Origin of the sequence: Rathayibacter sp. VKM Ac-2856 (genome assembly GCF_013205055.1) — a bacterium.
Lineage (GTDB): Bacteria > Actinomycetota > Actinomycetes > Actinomycetales > Microbacteriaceae > Rathayibacter.
Map to the genome: position 1 here is coordinate 1280 of NZ_JABMLF010000008.1, position 3375 is coordinate 4654.

Here is a 3375-nt window from a genome sequence, read left to right on the forward strand (position 1 = left end):
GTCCTTGCCAATCATTGGATCTGCAACTTTTCGAGTTGTGGTTTCTTAAACTCATGTGATTTTCAAGTTTTTAAGAGCAAACGGTGAATGCCTTGGCATCTGGAGCCGAAGAAGGACGTCGTAATCTGCGATAAGCCTCGGGGAGCTGATAAACGAGCTGTGATCCGAGGATTTCCGAATGGGGAAACCCCGCCAGGCCCCTTGTGGTGACCTGGTGACTCCCGCCTGAATATATAGGGCGGGTAGAGGGAACGTGGGGAAGTGAAACATCTCAGTACCCACAGGAAGAGAAAACAACAGTGATTCCGTCAGTAGTGGCGAGCGAACGCGGAAGAGGCTAAACCGAATCATGTGTGATACCCGGCAGGGGTTGCATGGTCGGGGTTGTGGGACTTTTCGTTGTGTTCTGCCGAGCACTGAACGTTACAGCGCATCATAGACGAACAGGTTTGAATGCCTGGCCAGAGCGGGTGCGAGCCCCGTAGTCGAAATGGTGTTATGGCGTGAAGAGTATCCCAAGTAGCACGGGGCCCGAGAAATCCCGTGTGAATCTGTCAGGACCACCTGATAAGCCTAAATACTCCCAGATGACCGATAGCGGACAAGTACCGTGAGGGAAAGGTGAAAAGTACCCCGGGAGGGGAGTGAAATAGTACCTGAAACCGTTTGCTTACAAACCGTCGGAGCTCCCATGTTGGGGTGACGGCGTGCCTTTTGAAGAATGAGCCTGCGAGTTAGTGCTCTGTGGCGAGGTTAACCCGTGTGGGGCAGCCGTAGCGAAAGCGAGTCCGAATAGGGCGATTCAGTCGCAGGGTCTAGACCCGAAGCGAAGTGATCTATCCATGGCCAGGTTGAAGCGACGGTAAGACGTCGTGGAGGACCGAACCCACTTCAGTTGAAAATGGAGGGGATGAGCTGTGGATAGGGGTGAAAGGCCAATCAAACTTCGTGATAGCTGGTTCTCTCCGAAATGCATTTAGGTGCAGCGTTGCGTGTTTCTTGCCGGAGGTAGAGCTACTGGATGGCCGATGGGGCCCAAAAGCTTACTGACGTCAGCCAAACTCCGAATGCCGGTAAGTGAGAGCGCAGCAGTGAGACTGTGGGGGATAAGCTTCATAGTCGAGAGGGAAACAACCCAGACCACCAACTAAGGTCCCTAAGCGCGTGCTAAGTGGGAAAGGATGTGGAGTTGCACAGACAACCAGGAGGTTGGCTTAGAAGCAGCCACCCTTGAAAGAGTGCGTAATAGCTCACTGGTCAAGTGATTCCGCGCCGACAATGTAACGGGGCTCAAGCACGCCACCGAAGTTGTGGCATTGACATTAGTGGTAGGCCTTCGTGGTCCAGCCGTGTTGATGGGTAGGAGAGCGTCGTGTGGCGAGTGAAGCGGCGGTGTGAACCAGCCGTGGACGCCACACGAGTGAGAATGCAGGCATGAGTAGCGAAAGACGGGTGAGAAACCCGTCCTCCGGAAGACCAAGGGTTCCAGGGTCAAGCTAATCTTCCCTGGGTAAGTCGGGACCTAAGGCGAGGCCGACAGGCGTAGTCGATGGACAACGGGTTGATATTCCCGTACCGGCGAAGAACCGCCCAAGACAATCCAGTAGTGCTAAGTATCTGAATCCCTTTGATGGATCCCTTCGGGGTGAAGCGTTGGGCCTAGCGTACGACCCCGTGCTGGTGCGTTTAGCGTATTAACAGGTGTGACGCAGGAAGGTAGCCGAGCCGGGCGATGGTTGTCCCGGTCTAAGGATGTAGGGCGAACGATAGGCAAATCCGTCGTTCACATAGCCTGAGATCTGATGGGTAGACGCAAGTCGAAATCGGTGATCCTATGCTGCCAAGAAAAGCATCGACGCGAGGTTCTAGCTGCCCGTACCCCAAACCGACTCAGGTGGTCAGGTAGAGAATACTAAGGAGATCGAGAGAATCGTGGTTAAGGAACTCGGCAAAATGCCCCCGTAACTTCGGGAGAAGGGGGGCCTGAGGCGTGAACGGACTTGCTCCGGGAGCGTTCGATGGCCGCAGAGACCAGTGGGAAGCGACTGTTTACTAAAAACACAGGTCCGTGCTAAGTCGCAAGACGATGTATACGGACTGACGCCTGCCCGGTGCTGGAAGGTTAAGAGGAACGGTTAGCCGCAAGGCGAAGCTGAGAATTTAAGCCCCAGTAAACGGCGGTGGTAACTATAACCATCCTAAGGTAGCGAAATTCCTTGTCGGGTAAGTTCCGACCTGCACGAATGGCGTAACGACTTCCCAGCTGTCTCAACCGCGAACTCGGCGAAATTGCATTACGAGTAAAGATGCTCGTTACGCGCAGCAGGACGGAAAGACCCCGTGACCTTTACTATAGTTTGGTATTGGTGTTCGGTGTGGCTTGTGTAGGATAGGTGGGAGACGTTGAAGCGGGCACGCTAGTGTTCGTGGAGTCATTGTTGAAATACCACTCTGGTCACTCTGGATATCTAACTTCGGACCCTAATCGGGTTCAGGGACAGTGCCTGATGGGTAGTTTAACTGGGGCGGTTGCCTCCTAAAGAGTAACGGAGGCGCCCAAAGGTTCCCTCAACCTGGTTGGCAATCAGGTGTCGAGTGTAAGTGCACAAGGGAGCTTGACTGTGAGACTGACAAGTCGAGCAGGGACGAAAGTCGGGACTAGTGATCCGGCAGTGGCTTGTGGAAGCGCTGTCGCTCAACGGATAAAAGGTACCTCGGGGATAACAGGCTGATCTTGCCCAAGAGTCCATATCGACGGCATGGTTTGGCACCTCGATGTCGGCTCGTCGCATCCTGGGGCTGGAGTAGGTCCCAAGGGTTGGGCTGTTCGCCCATTAAAGCGGTACGCGAGCTGGGTTTAGAACGTCGTGAGACAGTTCGGTCCCTATCCGCTGCGCGCGCAGGAAATTTGAGAAGATCTATCCCTAGTACGAGAGGACCGGGATGGACGAACCTCTGGTGTGTCAGTTGTTCCGCCAGGAGCACCGCTGATTAGCTACGTTCGGAACGGATAACCGCTGAAAGCATCTAAGCGGGAAGCCGGCTTCGAGATGAGATTTCCATCCCTTCGGGGGAGAGGCTCCCAGCCAGACGACTGGGTTGATAGGCCGGATGTGGAAGACAGGACTAAAGACTGTCGGAGCTGACCGGTACTAATAAGCCGATAACTTGATAATCACTACACTCATACCGTTGTAAAGGCTGGTAGGAGTGGTCAGAGATTGCTTGCGTCCACTTTGTGGTTCCCAGAATACGGGCTCCATACCGCGGGTCTTGTTCGCAAAGACAAGACCTGCACACCGCACCCGACATGCTCGGGGCGGACAACAGAACACACGCATGACGTGTGACCCAGATTTGACCACCACCACGCTT

1 rRNA gene is annotated in these 3375 nt (G+C 54.3%); it reads left to right on the plus strand.

Annotated elements, in window-relative coordinates:
• Positions 1 to 60 precede the first annotated feature (60 nt).
• Positions 61 to 3176: ribosomal RNA gene (locus HQQ82_RS19465) — 23S ribosomal RNA — on the plus strand.
• The last annotated feature ends 199 nt before the right edge of the window (positions 3177 to 3375 follow it).